This is a genomic window from Stenotrophomonas maltophilia group sp. Smal13 (assembly GCF_030236855.1).
Classification (GTDB): domain Bacteria; phylum Pseudomonadota; class Gammaproteobacteria; order Xanthomonadales; family Xanthomonadaceae; genus Stenotrophomonas; species Stenotrophomonas maltophilia_A.
In genome coordinates, this window is sequence record NZ_JASJSQ010000057.1 from 1 (window position 1) to 14,493 (window position 14,493).

Sequence of the window (14,493 nt, forward strand, 5' to 3'; positions counted from 1 at the left end):
GCGTCCTGCCCAACCCGCCCGAGGCATGCCTCGGGCCCATGCGGCTCACGCCCCCTCAACCGGACCCACCCCGCCTTCGACAGTTTTCCGCGATCTGTCGGAACGGCGTCCGGCTCTGGTAGGTGTCGACCTTGGTCGACACGGATGAATTCGTTCGATATCTGACAGATGTGTCGACCAAGGTCGACACCTACCAACAGCCGCGCGGAACAACAGGCGCAGTTACCAACAGCCGCGTGAACCTGTCGAAGGTGGGGCGGTGTCGGATTGCGGGGTGTCAGCGGCATGGATGCCGCTGCCAAGCCTACAAGGACGTACTTGCGGCGTCCCCGCACTCCGACACCGCCCCGCCACCCCACGGAATGCCGCTTTGGCTTCGGCCGTTGCGGTTGCCGTTGCATTGAGCAGGTGCAGGGCTGCAAGCCCTGCCGAAAACTCCCTTGGGCGTAGAATGCGGCCATGAGCGAATCCCTTGATAACCACCTGGTCCACGGCCGCCGCCAGCGGCCGGATGGTCCGTCGCCGATCGATGTCATCTCGGTCCAGTCGCAACTTGTCTACGGCCACGCCGGCAACAGCGCCGCCGTACCGCCGATGCGTGCGCTCGGTGTGCGCGTCGCGGAAATTCCGACCGTGTTGCTGAGCAATGCGCCGTTCTACGACACCACGCGCGGTCGGGTGCTGCCCGCCGACTGGTTCGCCGACCTGCTGCTGGGCACCCACGAGCGTGGCCTGCCGCAGCGGGCGAAAATGCTGGTTTCCGGCTACTTCGGCAGCACCGCCAACGGTGCCGCCTTCGCCGACTGGCTGGACAACATCCTGCCGGTCTGTCCGCAGCTGCGTTACTGCCTGGATCCGGTGATTGGTGACACCCACACCGGCCCCTACGTGGAGCCGGGCCTGGAGACGATCTTCGCCGAGCGATTGCTGCCGCATGCCTGGCTGGTGACCCCGAACGCCTTCGAACTGAATCGTCTGACCGGTATGCCGGCGCTGGCCGAGGCCGATGCCATCGCCGCCGCGCGCACGCTGCTGGACCGTGGCCCGCACTGGGTGATCGCGCACAGTGTGGGCGGTAACCCGGGTGAGCTGGTGACCCTGGCGGTCGGTCGCGAGGAAACCTGGCGCTGGACTTCGCCGCTGCTGCCGGTGGACGTGGCCGGCACCGGTGACGTGCTGATGTCGCTGGTGGTGTCGTTCCTGTTGCGAGGTGAATCGATGCAGCAGGCGATTTCGCGTGCGATTGCCGGTACCCATGCGGCGCTGGAGGCGACTCTGGACAATGGCTTCGAAGAGTTCGACGTGATCGCGGCGGCGCCTGCCGCACTGGCCGAAGGCACGCGCTTCCGCGCTGAACGCGTGGCATGAGCGGCCTGGATCCACGCACGCCGCGCACGGTCGGCATCATCGGCAGCGCCGGTGCCTATGGGCGCTGGCTGACCCGCTTCTTCCAGCAGCACCTGCAGTTGCAGGTGATTGGCCACGATCCGGCCGATCCGGACTCGCATACGCCGGAACAGCTGCTGGCGCAGGCCGACGTGCTGGTGTTCTCGGCACCGATCCGGCATACGCCGGCTCTGATTGCCGAGTACGTGCGGCAGTCGGCCGGCCGTGAGCAGGACCGGCTGTGGCTGGACGTGACCTCGGTGAAGGAAGCGCCGGTGCAGGCGATGCTGGCCTCTCAAGCCGAAGTGGTCGGCCTGCACCCGATGACCGCGCCACCCAAGGCGCCGACCCTGAAGGGCCGGGTGATGGTGGTCTGCGAAGCGCGGCTGCAGCACTGGCAGCCATGGGTCGATACGCTGTGCACTGCGCTGCAGGCCGAGTGCGTGCGGGCCACGCCGCAGCACCACGATCAGATGATGGCGCTGGTACAGGCGATGGTGCATGCCACCCACCTGGCCCAGGCCGGCGTGCTGCGCCAGTACCAGCCGCAGCTGGGCGATCTGGCCGCGATGATGCCGTACCGCTCGGCATCGTTCGAGCTGGATACGGCGATCATTTCGCGCATCCTGTCGCTCAACCCGGCGATCTACGAAGACATCCAGTTCGGCAACCCGTATGTGGCACCGATGCTGGAGCGGTTGGTTGGCCAGCTGCAGGCGCTGCAGGCGCAGGTCGGGCAGGGCGACGACCGTGCGCGTGGTGCATTCCGCGAGCAGCTGCTGTCGGCCAACCGCAGTGCCTTCGGTGAGCAGGCCGTGGCCGAGGGCAACTACACCTTTGAACGCGTGGGTTATCTGCTGGCCGACCTGACCGAGCGCAATGCGTTGTCGGTGCACCTGCCGGAGGACCGGCCAGGCTCACTGCGTGAGCTGCTGAACGTGTTCGAGCAGCACCACATCAGCCTGGCCTCGATCCACTCCTCGCGGACGCCTGGCGGTGAGGTGCATTTCCGTATCGGATTCGTGGCCGGCAGCGATGCTGCGGCGATCACCCGGGCAGCAGCCGACGTGGACGCCAGCGGCATCGGACGGGTACTGGGCTGAATTCATCCACAGGCGGTGTGGATGGTTCCTGAGCAAACGTGTGGATAACCTTGCTCAGGCCTTGGCAGCAAAGGCTGTCAAGATGCTTGGTGAAAAATTGATCACGCCTTTTGTAGCGTCGAGCCACGCTCGATTGCCCTTGGCAAAAGCGTGTCGACCAAGGTCGACACCTACCAGAGTCAAGAAAGCGGGTCGATCAAGGTCGACACCCGCCAGAGCGAGGCGATACGAAATCCGGTAGCGCCGGGGCCATGCCCGGCGAACCTCAGATCGTCAGCCGCAGCTCGCCGCCACTGGTGGTGAACTCGCGGCCATCGCGCACCAGCGGCCGCCCGTCATCCAGTTCGTAGCGTGGCGTGGCTTCGGAATGGTGCCCGCTGCCATTCGCCTCGGGCTTGAACTCGATGATGATGTGGCTTTCGCCGTTGCTGTCGACAGCGGGGAACTGACGGAACGACATCGTGCACCTCCTTCAGCGGATGCGGCTGTTGCGCGACCAGCTTGGCCGCGCCGATGTTAGCCGGACGTCATCAATCGATGAACTGCAGGCGCGCAAGTTCAGCGTACAGTCCACCTTCGGCCAGCAGCTGTGCGTGCGTGCCCTCGGCGACGATGCGACCCTGGTCCATCACCACGATGCGGTCGGCCTTGAGCACGGTGGCCAGGCGGTGGGCAATGACCAGTGTGGTGCGGCCCGCCATCAGCCGCTCCAGCGCTTGCTGCACGCTGTGCTCGCTCTGCGCGTCCAGCGCGCTGGTCGCTTCGTCCAGCAGCAGGATCGGCGCATCCTTCAGCAGCGCACGGGCAATCGCCACACGCTGCTGCTGGCCACCGGACAGGCGGGCACCGCGCTCGCCCAGCTCACTGTCATAGCCCTGCGGCAACGCGCGCAGGAAGCCATCGGCCTCGGCGGCACGCGCGGCAGCCTCGACTTCGGCGTCGCTGGCCTGCAGGCGGCCATAGCGGATGTTGTCGCGCGCACTGGCAGCGAACAGCGTCGGCTGCTGCGGCACCAGCGCCAGCTGCGCACGCAGCTCGGCCGGGTCGGCCTGGCGCACGTCGATGCCGTCCACGTCGATGCGGCCGCTGGCTGGATCATGGAAGCGCAGCAGCATCGAAAGCACCGTGCTCTTGCCCGCCCCCGACGGACCCACCAGCGCCACGGTCTCGCCGGGGTGCACGTGCAGGTTGAAGTGGTCCAGTGCGGCCTGGTCCGGTCGCTGCGGGTAGTGGAACACCACGTCGTCGAACCGGATCTCGCCACGCAGCGGCTGCGGCAGCGCGTGCGGCTGTGCCGGCGCGCGGATCTCGATGTCTTCCTGCAGCAGTTCGCCGATGCGGCCCATGCCGCCGGCCGCGCGCTGCAGTTCGTTCCACACTTCGGCCAGCGCGCCCACCGAGCCGCCACCGATCAATGCATACAGCACGAACTGGCCCAGCGTACCGGCGCTGAGGCGGCCGTCGATGACGTCGTGCGCGCCCAGCCACAACACACCGACGATGGCGCCGAACACCAGCAGGATGGCGCTGGCGGTGACCAGCGACTGTGCGCCGATGCGGCGACGGGCGGCGCCGATGGCATCACCGAGTGCCTTGTCGAAGCGCCCGCGCTCGTACGGCTCGCGTGCATGTGCCTGCACCGTGCGTACCGCACCCAGGGTTTCACTGGCCAGGCTGTTGGCATCGGCGATGCGGTCCTGGCTGTTGCGTGCGACCGTGCGCAGCTTGCGCGCGCCGATGATGATTGGCAGCACCGCCAGCGGAATGCCGAGCAGCGACCATGCGGCCAGCCGCGGGCTGGTGACGAACAGCATCGCCAGGCTGCCGATGACGGTGACCGTGCTGCGCAGCGCCACCGACATGGTCGAGCCGACCACGCTGCGCAGCAGTTCGGTGTCCGCGGTCAGGCGCGAGACCAGCTCTCCGCTGCGGCTGCGGTCGTGGAAGCCGGCGCCCAGCTGGATCAGGTGGGCATACAGCTGGCTGCGCAGGTCGGCCACGACCTTTTCACCCAGCAACGATACGAAGTAGAAGCGCGCCGCCGTGCCCAACGCCATGACGACCGCCACCAGCATCAGCAGGGCGAAGGCACGGTTGATCTGGCCGCCGCTGCTGAAACCGTGATCGATCATCTGCTTCACCGCCGGAGGCAGGCTCAGCGTGGCTGCAGAAGACACCGCCAGGGCCAGCAGCCAGGCGGTGAACAGGCCGCTGTGGCGGCGCACGAACGGCCACAGCGTGCGCAGGCTGCCGAGGCGCCGCAGCGGCGGGGTCGAAGCGGGGGCGTCGTCCTTGTCAGTCATCCTGGTCGTCGTCTTCTATGCGGATACGGTCACGGGTGGCGTCGCGCAGGCGGATTTTCAATGCGTCGACCTGATCGGCAGGCAATTCGATCCGCAGGCACACGCCATTGGCATCGAACTGTTCATCGCGCTTTTCGGCACCGAAGGCGGGCAGGGTGGCATGCAGGGTACCCAGGTCCTCGAAGCCGGCCAGCAGCTGCAGCCGGGCCATCGCCACCAGCGGCAGGCGCGGGGCGGTGCGCAGGCACTCGGCGGCGGCGCCGCCGTAGGCGCGCACAAGGCCACCGGCACCGAGCTTGATACCGCCGAACCAGCGCGTCACTACCACCATCACCCGGTCGAAACCCTGGCCGTCGATCGCCGCCAGGATCGGACGTCCCGCCGTGCCGGCCGGCTCGCCATCGTCGCTGGAGCGATAGTCCTGCCCATGCCGGTAGGCCCAGCAGTTGTGGGTGGCATCGGCCACCGCAACCTGCTGCAGGAACGCCATGGCCGCTGCGGCGCCATCGATCGGCGCGGCATGGGCGATGAAACGGCTGTGTTTGACTTCCAGCGTGTGGCTGACCGGCTGGGCGAGAGTATCGAGCATTCCCGTCATTCTACGGGGTTGCCGGGTATTCCCGTCCGCTTCAGTCGTCCAGCAGCGGGCGCAGGTCGCGCGGCAGGCGTGCTTCCGGGTACTGCTGCATGTAGCGCTCCAGGCTGGCACGGGCCAGATCGCGCTGGCCCTCGTCGCGTCGTGTACGGATCTTCTGCAGCCACTGCCGGCGCGGCAGTCGTGCGTCAGCGTCCACCTCGGCCTGCACGGCATCCGCGCTCAGGCCCGCATCGCTGCCGCGGCGCATGATGCCAGGTGCGGAACGGCTGGGAGCCTCGCGCTTCATCGAGGTGATTTCTACCCGGTCCAATGCCGGGGCCTGTTCGGCCTGCACGCTGTTGGACTCTGGCGTGCCTGCCGAGCGCGCCTTCAGCGAACCACTGGCGACAACCGGCGCCATCAGCGGCGCGGGTGCCGAGTAGGCGGTGGGAGCCGGAGGCGCAGGGGGGGCTGCTGCCGGCGCTGCGGCCGGAGCGGGCGGCAGGGCTGCAAAGGAGGTATCGGCGGCCGCATCCGCAGCCATCGATCGTGCAGCCTGGGCCGGCGCTTCAGCGGTCCTGGCCGGCGCAGGCTTGCTTGCGCGCGCGATGGCCGGTGCCGGGGCAGCGGCAACCGGGGCTGCCTCGGGTGCTGCGGGCGCAGCGGCCGGTTCCGCAGTCGCCACCGCGCTGTCGGCTGCACTGCGCTCAGCGGCCTGATCGGCAGCCGCGACGTCTTCTGCCGCAGCCGGTGCCGCCGCAACAGCGGCCTCACCCGCCGGAATCGGTGGCGGTTCCGGACGCAGCTGCCAGGCGATGCCGATGGCGAACACCATCGAGGCGGCGATGCCGAACACCGCCGGCCAACGCGGGCGTGTGCGCTGCGTACCTGGTGCTTCGGGAGAGGGGACCGCATCGGCAGCCGGAGCGTCCACGGCAGCGCGGGCCGCGGCCAGGATGGCGGCGTCCAGTGCGGCGGGCGGTGCCTGTTCGGCGCGACGGCCGAGCAGCCGGGCCAGCTCGCGTTCTTCCGGCGTCAGCGGTTCGTCTCGGTTCATGCGTTCAATCCCGCACGCAGCTTGTCCATCGCATAGCGCAGCCGCGATTTCACGGTTTCCCGGCCTACGCCGGTGATCTGGCCGATCTCCTCCAGGCTCAGTTCCTGATCCAGCCGCAGTTGCAGCACTTCGCGCTGCTCCGGCGGCAGTTGTTCCATCGCCAGCTGGATGCGGCGACGTTGTTCGAATTCGGAAAGCTCGCCTTCCGGGGTCTGTCCATCCTCGATCGCGGCCAGGCGCAGGTCGGCATCGGCCGGGGCAGCCGGCCGGTGGCGGGCGGCGCGCCAATGGTCGTTCAGGCGGTTGTGGGCGATGCGGAACAGCCAGGTGCTGAACGCCGCGTCCGGTTGCCACCCCGCACGGGCGCTGATCACCCGCTGCCAGACGTCCTGGAAGATCTCCTCGGCCAGCGCGTTGTCGCGCAGTTGCCGCAGCAGGAAGCCGAACAGGCGCTTGCGATGGCGCGCATACAGGCTTTCAAACGCACGCAGGTCGCCACCGGCCCAGGCCAGCATCAAGGCTTCATCGGTTGGCAGTGCGCTGGCTTCCACGGCGTACAGGGTAAGGCCTGCAGGCGATGGCGCATAGCCGGTGGCGAGGGCGGGCAGGGCGAGGGTCATGGCTCGGAAGGGGCTACGGTCAGCAGGAAAAACGTACGGGCGCACGATTCGGGGTTTACGGGCTTCCATTGCCCCCCGGGTGGCGCGCTATGCTCGGCGGCTCAGGGGAGGCGACGCACTGACGGCGCCAAGAGATTGTCATTTGTCCACGCATGCTGAACCGGCGGAAGAGCCACCACACGAGGCCGTGCTGAGCGCGGCGCTGGTGCGCGCGTTGCATGCGCTTCTGCCGGAAACGGCCGTGGTCCGCGTCGGCTGGGATGACCCGCAGCTTGGCCGTGGCCAGGGGGCCTGGCCGAGGGCGGCTGCCGGAGGTGATGCGGCGGCGCCAGGCGTGGGCGACGGCCAGCACGGCTGGGAACATGATGGGGCGCGCCTGCTGTTGTCGGTGGAAGGCGCGGTGCCTTCGCCGGCATGGTGGGGGGTTGCCCGGCAGGCGATGGAGCTGGCGCTGCAGCGCGGCCGCCAGGCCGGCCAGATCAAGGCGCTGGAAGAGGCCGAGCGGTTGCAGCAGGCCTTGTTCCAGATTGCAGATCTGGCCGGTGCCGACCTGGAAATGCCTGAGATGCTGCGCCACGTGCATGGTGTGCTGGGCACGCTGATGTATGCCGAGAACTGCTACATCGTGGAATACGACGATGTGCGCGACCAGATCCGTTTCCTGTACTTCGCCGATCAGGTCGATGATTTCGTCGCCGATCCCACGCAGAGCCATGACGCCAGCGAGATGCCGCGCAGCCTGACCGTGGCGTTGCTGCGTCATGGCAAGCCGCTCAGTGGTCCCTCGCGCGAACTGCTGGCGCAGGTGATGGAGCAGGAGCACGACCCGCAACGCGGGCCCGAAAGCCTGGATTGGCTGGGCGTGCCGATGCTGCGCGATGGCCGCGTATGCGGTGCCATCGTGGTCCAGAGCTATGAGCAGGCGGCCCGCTATGGCGAGGCCGAGCGCGCATTGCTGGGCTTCGTTGCGCAGCACGTGCAGACCGCGATGGACCGGCGCCAGGCGCAGGTGCGGCTGGAGCAGCAGGTGGCGCGGCGCACCCAGGAACTGCAGCGCGCCAATCACAGCCTGCAGGACGAGGTGGCCGAGCGTCGACGCGCCGAACAGCTGCAGACCGCCCTGTACAACATCGCCGAGATGGCGATGTCGGCCGACAGCCTGGCGCAGTTCTACGGACAGGTGCATGGGGTGGTCGGGCGCCTGCTCGACGCTCGCAATTTCTACATCGCCCTGGTCAACCCGGCCGGCAACGGCCTGGACTTCGTCTATTCGGTGGACGAGCACAACGCCAGCCGCGCGCCGCGACCGTTCAGCCGGGGCCTGACCGAGTACGTCGTGCGCAACCGGCGGCCACTGTTGGCATCACGCGCGCAGATCGATGCGCTGCTGGCCAGTGGCGAAGTGCGTGAATCCGGTGCGCGTTCGCACTGCTGGCTGGGCGTACCGCTGCTGCGCGACGACGAAGTGGTCGGCGCGATCGTGGTGCAGAGCTACAGCGAGAACAGCATTTTCAGTGTGCATGACCAGCGCCTGCTGACCTTCGTCGCACAGAACATCGGTACCGGCCTGGCCCGTCAGCGCGACCAGCAACGGCTGCGCTCGGCGCATGCCGAGCTGGAGAAGCGCGTGGAGGAACGCACGCGCGAACTGGCCGAGGTCAACGAAAAGCTGCTCGGCCAGATCGGCGAGCGCCTGCGTGCCGAACAGCGCTTGACTCACCAGGCCATGCACGATGCGCTGACCGGCCTGCCCAACCGCCTGCATCTGCTGGACCGCCTGCAGGATGCGCTGGCACTGGCCAAGCGTGAGGGCGGCCCGGTGTTCGCCGTGCTGTTCCTCGACCTGGACCGCTTCAAGCTGGTCAACGACAGCATCGGCCATGCCGCCGGCGACCGCATGCTGGTGGAAGTGGCCAAGCGCATCGTGTCGATGGCCGGCACCGAGGACGTGGTGGCCCGGCTGGGCGGCGACGAATTCGCGGTGCTGCTGCAATGCCCGCAGGGCCTGGCCCAGGCCTTGGACTTTGGCCAGCGCCTGCTGCTGGCGCTGCAGGAGTCGATGTGGATCGCCGGGCGCGAACTGTTCCCGTCCGGCAGCCTGGGCATCGCGCTGTGGAACCCACGCTACCGCACCGGCGAAGAGCTGCTGCGTGATGCCGACGCGGCAATGTACCGGGCCAAGGCGCAGGGCCATGACCGCTGTGCGATCTTCGACGAAGACATGCGCGAGCAGGCCATGCGCAGCCTCGATCTGGAAGCCGACCTGCGTCGTGCGATCAACAACCGCGACTTCGTGCCGTTCTACCAGCCGATCGTGCGCCTGTCCGATGGCGAGGTGGTGGGTCACGAGGCGCTGCTGCGTTGGCAGCACGAGCGCCGTGGGCTGCTGTTGCCTGGCGCGTTCCTGGAGCTGGGCGAGGAGAGCGGCCTGATCGAACAGGTCGACTGGCTGATCTACGAGCAGGTCATCGCCGGCCTGGTCGAAGGCGGGCACAGCTATGTATCGGTGAACGTGTCACCGCGCCATTTCCGCTCCGCGGAGTTCAGCGACCGCTTGTTCGGCCTGCTGGACGAGTATGGTGCGGATCCGCAGCGACTGCGCCTGGAAATCACCGAGGTGGCGCTGCTGGATGATGGTCCGCACACCCTGCGCATCCTGCAGGGCCTGCGCGAGCGCGGCATCCAGGTGCAGCTGGACGATTTCGGTACCGGCTTCTCGGCGCTGTCCTACCTGCACCGCTTCCCGATCAGTACGCTGAAGATCGACCAGAGTTTCATCGCCGGCCTGCATGGGCCGGAAGTGCAGAGCACGCGCGCGCTGGTCGAGGGCGTGCTGTCGCTGGCGCGCACGCTGGGCATCGAGACCATCGGCGAGGGCATCGAGACCGAGGCGCAGCAGCAGACGCTGCGCGAACTCGGCTGCGACTACGGCCAGGGCTATCTGCTGGGGCGGCCCGCACCGCGGGGCTGCGCGGCGGTCTGAGCCGCCGCGCAGGGAAGCATCAGCGCAGGGCGGCGCGACGCTTTTCGTCGATCCACTTCGAGGCCTGCGCCGGCTGGTAGTTCTTCATCCACTCCAGCATCGCTTCGATGTCCGAGCCGTACCACAGGTCCTGGCGCTGGTCCGGGTGCAGGAAGCGCTCTTCCACCATGCGGTCGATCATGCCGATCAGCGGGGCGTAGAAACCTTCCACGTCGAGGAAGGCGCACGGCTTGTTGCCGATGCCAAGCTGGCGCCAGGTCAGCATCTCGAAGATCTCTTCCATGGTTCCGAAGCCGCCGGGCAGCGTGACGAAGCCATCGGCGAGGTCGAACATGCGCGACTTGCGTTCATGCATCGAACCGACGATCTCCAGCTCGGTCAGGCCGCGGTGGGCCACTTCCCAGTCGGCCAGCTGGCGCGGGATCACGCCGGTCACTTCGCCGCCGGCGGCGAGCACGGCATTGGCCACGGTTCCCATCAGGCCGACATTGCCGCCGCCGTACACCAGGCGCATCCCGTCGCGGGCGATGCGGTCGCCTAGGGCCAGGGCGCGTTCGGTATAGGCCGGCTTGCTGCCAGCGTTGGAACCACAGTACACACAGATCGATTTCATGGATCTTCCTGTCTCTTGGCCGGAAACGAAAACGCCCCATCGCCGACCGCAGAGTGGTCAGGGACGGGGTGCCCAAGGATTATGAGGCCTGGAGAGGCCTTCTGTAGAGCCGCGCCGCGCTCGGCTGCTCTTCGTTCAGACCGCGGTGGGTTCCTGTAGAGCCGAGCCATGCTCGGCTGCTCTTCGTTCAGATCGCGGCTACGGCTGAGTCGAGCAAGCTCGACTCTACAAAGAACGAGACTTACGCCGCCGCTGCCTGCTCGCGGCGCGGGCCTTCACGCAGCGCGCGGCCGACCATCCCCACCAGCAGGTCCAGCTCTTCGCTGTCCATGCCGAAGTGCGGAGTGAAGCGCAGCGAGTTCTCGCCACCGTGAATCACGTTGATGCCGTGCTGGCGCAGCCATTCCTCGGTGGAGTTGGCGCCGTAGCACTTGAACTGCGGCGCCAGTTCGCAGGAGAACAGCAGGCCGGTGCCCTGCACCTTGGTGATCAGTCCGCCCAGCTCGTTCTTCAGCTGTTCAAGCTTGCGCACGGCCTCGGCACCACGCTCGGCGATGTTGGCGCGCACCTGCGGGGTCAGCTGGGCCAGGGTGGCGCAGGCCACGTCCAGCGCACGCGGGTTGCTGGTCATCGTGTTGCCATAGATGCCCTTGCGGTACAGCTGCGCGGCATGCTCGGTCACCGCCAGCACCGACAGCGGGTACTGCGCGGCGTTGAGTGCCTTGGAGTAGGTCTCCATGTCCGGCGGGTCCAGGCCTTCGAAGCCCGGGTAATCGACCACCGAGAGCACGCCATGCGCACGCAGGCCGGCCTGGATCGAGTCGAGCAGCAGCAGGCTGCCATGGGCACGGGTCAGTTCGCGGGCAACGGCATAGAACGACGGCGGCACCGAGCGGCCCGGGTCGCCTTCGCCCATCACCGGTTCCAGGAACACCGCCTCGATGAACCACTGGTTGCGTGCGGCATCCTCGAACACCTTGCGCAGGCCGGCTTCGTCGTACGGCGCCACGGTGATCACCGAATCCTCGCCACGGTAGCTGGCCAGGTGCTGCATGTAGCTCTTGCGGCTGGAGTCCGAATAGAGGGCAGGGCGGTCGGTACGGCCGTGGAAGCTGCCCTTGACCACCACGCGCTTGATCGCAGCACCGGCGTGGCGTGCGCCCGGGTCGGTCTGCAGCTTGGCGTTGACGTCGGCGATGCGCGCGGCCAGGCCGACCGCCTCGGAACCGGAATTCAGGCACATGAAACGGGCAAACGGGCAGCCGCCACGGCGGTGGCCGATCTCGGCACGCAGGGCGGTGATGAAGCGCTGCTGCGACAGGCTGGGGGTCATGATGTTGGCCATCACCTGCGGGCGGGCCATCGCCTCCAGCACGGCGTCCGGGGTGTGCCCGAAGCCGAGCATGCCGTAGCCGCCGGCGTCGTACAGCACGGCGCCCTTCAGGGTGACCACCCACGGGCCGCGCGCGGCCAGTGCCACATACGGGGTCACCGCGTCATCGGCATAGAAATTGACGAAACCGTCCTGCATCGCGTCGATCTGCGCCTGTTCGTCCTGCGCCAGCAGCGGCCCCAGGTCGGCCTGCACGCGCGCGAATTCCTCGGCGGCGGCGTCCACCGCGGCGATCAGCTGCGGGTGGTTGGCGGACAGGGCGGTCAGGGTGGCGTCGTCCAGGCCGGAGGTGAGGCGGGTGCCGGGCTGGTTGCGCAGGGGGGCGAGGCGTTCGATGAAGCTCATTGCAGATCTCCTGAAACAATGGGTCGCACGGGTCTTCAAAAGCAAAACGCGCGTCATCACGCGCGCTTGGGGCAGGCTCGTGCAGCGGACTTCCGACTCGATGCTAGCACTTGTTTTTTTGCGCGATAACCCCGCAGAAACCTGCTGCATAGCAGCATTTTGCGCGACGTTCGCCGCGAAGCACGCCGGCTCGCAGACGCTGGACGTACAATGCGCGCCATTGTCGACCTGTTGCCGCCCACTGCCTTGAAGAAGTCCGATTTCAACTACGACCTGCCGGCTGAACTGATCGCGCAGGCGCCCCTGGCCGAACGTTCCGCAAGCCGCCTGCTGCTGGTGCCTCCGGCGCCCGATGCCTTCACCGACCTGCAGGTGCGCGACCTGCCGTCGCTGCTGCAGCCGGGCGACCTGCTGGTGTTCAACGACACCCGGGTGATCCCGGCGCGCCTGTTCGGGCAGAAGGCCAGTGGCGGCCGCGTGGAGATTCTGATCGAGCGCCTGCTGGGTGGCCAGCAGGCCCGCGCGCAGGTGGGCGCCAGCAAGTCGCCCAAGGCCGGCAGCCGCATCGCGCTGGATGCCGGTGGCGAAGCCGAGGTGCTGGGCCGCGATGGCGAGTTCTACGTGCTGCAGTTCCATGTGCCGGAATCGCTGGAACAGTGGCTGCTGCATGCCGGCCGCCTGCCGCTGCCGCCCTATATCCAGCGCGAGCCGGGCATGGACGACCGCGAGCGCTACCAGACCGTGTTCGCGCGTGAAGTGGGCGCGGTGGCGGCACCGACCGCCGGCCTGCATTTCGACGAACCGCTGCTGGCCGCATTGAAGGACAAGGGTGTGGACTTTGGCCACGTCACCCTGCACGTGGGTGCGGGCACCTTCCAGCCGGTGCGTGCCGATGACCTGAAGGACCACGTGATGCACCGCGAGTGGCTGAATGTCGGTGCCGAGCTGGTGCAGCAGGTACGGCGCACGCGTGCCGCCGGCGGCCGCGTGATCGGCGTCGGGACCACCGTGGTGCGCGCGCTGGAAAGCGCGATGCGCGATGGTGAGCTGCTGCCGTTCGCCGGCGAGACGCAGATCTTCATCACCCCCGGCTACCGCATCCGCAGCGTCGACGCGATGGTGACCAATTTCCACCTGCCGGAAAGCACGTTGCTGATGATGATTTCCGCGTTTGCCGGCAAGGAGCGCGTATTCGAGGCCTACCAGCACGCGATCGAGCAGCGCTACCGCTTCTTCAGCTACGGCGACGCGATGCTGCTGTTCCCGCAGGCGGGCTGACGATCAATCCGGCGGGTGCGCACATGGGCCTGGTGGGCCTGGTGGGTGCGCACATTGTCCGGCCTCAACGCAACACATACCCGCTGTCCGGGTACAGGGTCGACCCGGTCATTGATGGGTTGCCCAGCAGAAAAAGCGCCGCATCGGCCGCATCTTCCACGGTGCCGACCCGGCGCAGCAGGGTCACCTCGGCATAGTGTGCAAACGCCGCCTCGCGCACCGCCGCCGGTCGGTCCTGCCATAGTTCGCCGTCCAGCGTGCCCGGCGAGATTACATTGACCCGTCGCGGCGCCAGTTCCGTGGCCAGGGCGCGGCCCAGCCCTTCGATGGCGCTGTTGCAGGCGGCATAGGCCGCCGCGCCGTTGACCGGACGCGCACCGGCGGCACCGGCCACCAGCACGATGGATGCCTCGGCCGCCAGATGGGGCAGGGCGGCATGCACGGCCCAGTACTGCGGCCAGAACTTGCCATCGAACGGGCTGCGCGCGAGCGCGGCATCGTCGTCGGCGAATGGCCCGACCTGGTAGCTCGCACCGGGAGTGAACAGGGCATCGATCGTGCCGGTGGCCGCGAAGAGCGCCTGCAATGACTCGCGCGAGGTGGCGTCGACCGGAATCGCCCGCGCATCGTGGCCGATCTGCTGCTGCGCCTGCTGCAGGCGCTGCGGGTCACGCCCGCCGATGATCACCCGCGCACCCTGCGCGGCCGCCTGCCGTGCCGCACGCAGGCCGATGCCCGAGCTGCCGCCGATGATGACCAGGGTCTTGTTCGCCAATGACATGAGGGGAATTCCACTGTGAGGTGTGACCACGCTAGCTGCCGCATGCGTGACAAT

At 67.8% G+C, this 14,493-nt stretch carries 12 protein-coding genes; 4 read left to right on the forward strand and 8 right to left on the reverse strand.

What is annotated here, in order from left to right:
* Window positions 1–459: 459 nt before the first annotated feature.
* Both pdxY and QRO95_RS17130 read left to right on the forward strand, forming a co-directional pair.
* The gene (pdxY, locus tag QRO95_RS17125; protein WP_285303073.1) at window positions 460–1,368 is read left to right on the forward strand and encodes a pyridoxal kinase; all 909 of its coding nucleotides are present in this window, start codon (window positions 460–462) and stop codon (window positions 1,366–1,368) included.
* Complete coding sequence (locus QRO95_RS17130; protein ID WP_285303074.1) at window positions 1,365–2,489, forward strand: prephenate dehydrogenase; 1,125 nt, start codon at window positions 1,365–1,367, stop codon at window positions 2,487–2,489. The genes pdxY and QRO95_RS17130 overlap by 4 nt, the downstream gene beginning before the upstream one ends.
* Before the next feature lie 265 nt (window positions 2,490–2,754).
* Here QRO95_RS17130 and QRO95_RS17135 read toward each other — a convergent pair whose 3' ends face one another.
* The 5 genes from QRO95_RS17135 to QRO95_RS17155 form a co-directional block, all read right to left on the reverse strand.
* The gene (locus tag QRO95_RS17135) at window positions 2,755–2,949 is read right to left on the reverse strand and encodes a hypothetical protein (protein ID WP_005409247.1); all 195 of its coding nucleotides are present in this window, start codon (window positions 2,947–2,949) and stop codon (window positions 2,755–2,757) included.
* A 70-nt stretch (window positions 2,950–3,019) separates the two neighbouring features.
* A complete protein-coding gene (locus tag QRO95_RS17140; protein ID WP_049400111.1) occupies window positions 3,020–4,792 on the reverse strand; it encodes an ABC transporter transmembrane domain-containing protein in 1,773 nt (590 codons plus the stop codon).
* The gene (locus tag QRO95_RS17145) at window positions 4,785–5,381 is read right to left on the reverse strand and encodes a YigZ family protein (RefSeq protein ID WP_049400110.1); all 597 of its coding nucleotides are present in this window, start codon (window positions 5,379–5,381) and stop codon (window positions 4,785–4,787) included. Before QRO95_RS17145 ends, QRO95_RS17140 begins: the two co-directional genes overlap by 8 nt.
* Before the next feature lie 40 nt (window positions 5,382–5,421).
* Complete coding sequence (locus tag QRO95_RS17150) at window positions 5,422–6,426, reverse strand: hypothetical protein (protein ID WP_285303075.1); 1,005 nt, start codon at window positions 6,424–6,426, stop codon at window positions 5,422–5,424.
* On the reverse strand, window positions 6,423–6,941 hold the full coding sequence (locus QRO95_RS17155; protein WP_229301232.1) for an RNA polymerase sigma factor: 519 nt from the start codon (window positions 6,939–6,941) through the stop codon (window positions 6,423–6,425). Before QRO95_RS17155 ends, QRO95_RS17150 begins: the two co-directional genes overlap by 4 nt.
* A gap of 247 nt (window positions 6,942–7,188) precedes the next feature.
* On the opposite strand from QRO95_RS17155, the gene QRO95_RS17160 reads away from it, so the two are divergent.
* Entirely contained in the window at window positions 7,189–10,029 is a 2,841-nt protein-coding gene (locus QRO95_RS17160) for an EAL domain-containing protein (RefSeq protein WP_285303076.1), read from the forward strand.
* A gap of 19 nt (window positions 10,030–10,048) precedes the next feature.
* On the opposite strand, the gene QRO95_RS17165 is transcribed toward QRO95_RS17160, so the two are convergent.
* The gene (locus tag QRO95_RS17165) at window positions 10,049–10,642 is read right to left on the reverse strand and encodes a TIGR00730 family Rossman fold protein (protein ID WP_189719630.1); all 594 of its coding nucleotides are present in this window, start codon (window positions 10,640–10,642) and stop codon (window positions 10,049–10,051) included.
* 241 nt (window positions 10,643–10,883) lie between these two features.
* Window positions 10,884–12,380 (reverse strand): aminotransferase class III-fold pyridoxal phosphate-dependent enzyme, encoded by a 1,497-nt coding sequence (locus QRO95_RS17170; protein ID WP_032128302.1) that lies wholly within the window; start codon window positions 12,378–12,380, stop codon window positions 10,884–10,886.
* 210 nt (window positions 12,381–12,590) lie between these two features.
* Here QRO95_RS17170 and queA point away from each other — a divergent pair, with 210 nt between their 5' ends.
* A complete protein-coding gene (gene queA / locus QRO95_RS17175; protein ID WP_049425160.1) occupies window positions 12,591–13,658 on the forward strand; it encodes a tRNA preQ1(34) S-adenosylmethionine ribosyltransferase-isomerase QueA in 1,068 nt (355 codons plus the stop codon).
* Between the two features lie 64 nt (window positions 13,659–13,722).
* On the opposite strand, the gene QRO95_RS17180 is transcribed toward queA, so the two are convergent.
* Window positions 13,723–14,439: an SDR family oxidoreductase gene (locus QRO95_RS17180; RefSeq protein ID WP_121503049.1), complete on the reverse strand. Its 717-nt coding sequence runs from the start codon at window positions 14,437–14,439 to the stop codon at window positions 13,723–13,725.
* Window positions 14,440–14,493 lie beyond the last annotated feature (54 nt).

Bases quoted from the DNA above. Each gene is read 5' to 3' on its own strand.
- queA (WP_049425160.1), top strand. From the start codon at position 12,591: ATGCGCGCCATTGTCGACCTGTTGCCGCCCACTGCCTTGAAGAAGTCC.
- pdxY (WP_285303073.1), top strand. From the start codon at position 460: ATGAGCGAATCCCTTGATAACCACCTGGTCCACGGCCGCCGCCAGCGG.
- QRO95_RS17145 (WP_049400110.1), bottom strand. From the start codon at position 5,381: ATGCTCGATACTCTCGCCCAGCCGGTCAGCCACACGCTGGAAGTCAAA.
- QRO95_RS17170 (WP_032128302.1), bottom strand. From the start codon at position 12,380: ATGAGCTTCATCGAACGCCTCGCCCCCCTGCGCAACCAGCCCGGCACC.
- QRO95_RS17135 (WP_005409247.1), bottom strand. From the start codon at position 2,949: ATGTCGTTCCGTCAGTTCCCCGCTGTCGACAGCAACGGCGAAAGCCAC.
- QRO95_RS17130 (WP_285303074.1), top strand. From the start codon at position 1,365: ATGAGCGGCCTGGATCCACGCACGCCGCGCACGGTCGGCATCATCGGC.
- QRO95_RS17180 (WP_121503049.1), bottom strand. From the start codon at position 14,439: ATGTCATTGGCGAACAAGACCCTGGTCATCATCGGCGGCAGCTCGGGC.
- QRO95_RS17165 (WP_189719630.1), bottom strand. From the start codon at position 10,642: ATGAAATCGATCTGTGTGTACTGTGGTTCCAACGCTGGCAGCAAGCCG.
- QRO95_RS17155 (WP_229301232.1), bottom strand. From the start codon at position 6,941: ATGCTGGCCTGGGCCGGTGGCGACCTGCGTGCGTTTGAAAGCCTGTAT.
- QRO95_RS17150 (WP_285303075.1), bottom strand. From the start codon at position 6,426: ATGAACCGAGACGAACCGCTGACGCCGGAAGAACGCGAGCTGGCCCGG.
- QRO95_RS17140 (WP_049400111.1), bottom strand. From the start codon at position 4,792: ATGACTGACAAGGACGACGCCCCCGCTTCGACCCCGCCGCTGCGGCGC.